A 1,695-nucleotide genomic window follows, 5' to 3' on the forward strand; every position below is an offset into this window, starting at 1 on the left:
CAGAGATAGGCAGGATGCGATCGCTTCTTTCCTGAACCATGTTCAGGAGAGTTCAGCGTGAATGTATCAGCAGGATGATCCACAATGATTGAGGAAACCTTACGCCGGAGGTTTGTTATGGCCCGTACCCCCTCAACCATGCTGCCTTTGGGCACCCCAGCCCCTGACTTCAGCCTGCCGGATGTGGTGAGCGGCCAAACCATCTCCCTCTCCACCTTTGCCGACAAGCCGGCCCTGCTGGTGATGTTCATCTGCCAGCACTGTCCCTATGTGAAGCACGTGCAAGAGGAGCTGGCCCGCCTTGGCAGAGATTACAAGGATCGCGGCGTCGGCATTGTAGCCATCAGCGCCAACGATGTGGAGAAATACCCGGATGACAGCCCAGAGAACTTGAAGAAGATGGCCGAGACCTTGGGCTTTACCTTCCCCTTCTGCTACGACGAAACCCAAGAGGTGGCCAAAGCCTTCACCGCCGCCTGCACCCCCGACTTTTTCTTGTTCGACGCGGATCGCAAGTTGGTCTATCGGGGTCAACTGGACGACAGCCGTCCCAGCCTGACCGATGTGCCGGTGACGGGCAAAGATTTGCGGGCGGCGCTGGATAACCTTCTGGCCGGCAAGCCCATCGATCCCGACCAAAAGCCCAGCCTGGGCTGCAACATCAAGTGGAAACCTGGCAATGAGCCTGCTTATTTCGCTGGGTAGATCCCGCTTTTTTGAATCGCGGCCAGGGCCTGTCGATGCAAGCTGGGGTTGGCCGCCGCCAGCACTTCTCCGGTGGAGGTGCGGGTTAAGGGATCCCCTCGCCAATCGGTAATCACGCCACCGGATCCCTCGATCACCGGCACAAGGGCAGCAAAGTCGTAGAGGGCAAGGCCACACTCCATCACCAGATCCACACAGCCGCTGGCCAACAGGCCGTACTGGTAGCCATCGCCGCCATAGGAGGTGATGTGAACCGCCTGGCTGAGCCGTTGGAAGCACCGTTGTTGGTCGGGTTGGGTGAACAAATCAGGGGTGGTACAGCTCAAGTAGGCGCGGCTGAGGTCGGTATTGGCCTTGGTTTGAGCAGCCTGTCGGTGAGAGGGGGTCATCCATTGGGTGGGTTGTCCCCGCACCCCCAGCCAGCGTTCCCGCAACACCGGTTGATCGATGATGCCCAAAATGGGGCGGTCTTCTTCCAAGAGGGCAATCAAAGTGGCAAAGGTGGGCTTGCCGGTGGAAAAGGCGATGGTGCCATCCAAGGGATCCAAAACCCAAGTGTAGAGGGATCCCGTCTGGTGAAAACCAAACTCTTCGCCAAGGATGCTGTGTTCTGGCACTTGGGCCATGAGCAAAGCTCGCATGGCCCGCTCTGCCTCCCGGTCGGCCACCGTCACAATTGGGGAGCGGGCCTCTTTGTATTCGGCTTGCAGTTCTCCGCGAAACAGGGGGCGAATCACCGCTCCGGCAGCATCGGCCAGGGCCTGGGCCAGTTCAATCCACTCTGCCTTGACCACCTTTTGCCCACCCCATCTGCCCCTTCCCTTTCTTAGCATAGGGAAAAATTTCCTCTCGGTTTATGCGGTCTGGCTTGCTCTTAACTCCTCTGGAATGGCTTTGGACGGCGATTGGGGTCCTCCTGACCATTTTGGGCACCCTAACCCATTTGAGTTTTCCGCCCGGGCTGCCTGGGTTGGGGGGATACAGCTTTTC

General features: G+C 58.6%; 2 protein-coding genes. One reads left to right on the top strand and one right to left on the bottom strand.

Annotated elements, in window-relative coordinates:
- The first annotated feature begins 117 nt into the window (after positions 1–117).
- The gene (locus tag NW837_RS09190) at positions 118–705 is read left to right on the top strand and encodes a thioredoxin family protein (RefSeq protein ID WP_041437584.1); all 588 of its coding nucleotides are present in this window, start codon (positions 118–120) and stop codon (positions 703–705) included.
- Here the strand turns inward: NW837_RS09190 and hisN are convergent.
- The gene (gene hisN, locus NW837_RS09195; protein WP_414330886.1) at positions 690–1,538 is read right to left on the bottom strand and encodes a histidinol-phosphatase; all 849 of its coding nucleotides are present in this window, start codon (positions 1,536–1,538) and stop codon (positions 690–692) included. The genes NW837_RS09190 and hisN overlap by 16 nt on opposite strands.
- Between the last annotated feature and the right edge of the window lie 157 nt (positions 1,539–1,695).

Origin of the sequence: Synechococcus sp. R6-10, assembly GCF_047461815.1 — a bacterium.
Taxonomy (GTDB): domain Bacteria; phylum Cyanobacteriota; class Cyanobacteriia; order Thermostichales; family Thermostichaceae; genus Thermostichus.

Coding starts and splice junctions, on each gene's coding strand:
- NW837_RS09190 (WP_041437584.1), top strand. CDS start 118: ATGGCCCGTACCCCCTCAACCATGCTGCCTTTGGGCACCCCAGCCCCT.
- hisN (WP_414330886.1), bottom strand. CDS start 1,538: ATGCTAAGAAAGGGAAGGGGCAGATGGGGTGGGCAAAAGGTGGTCAAG.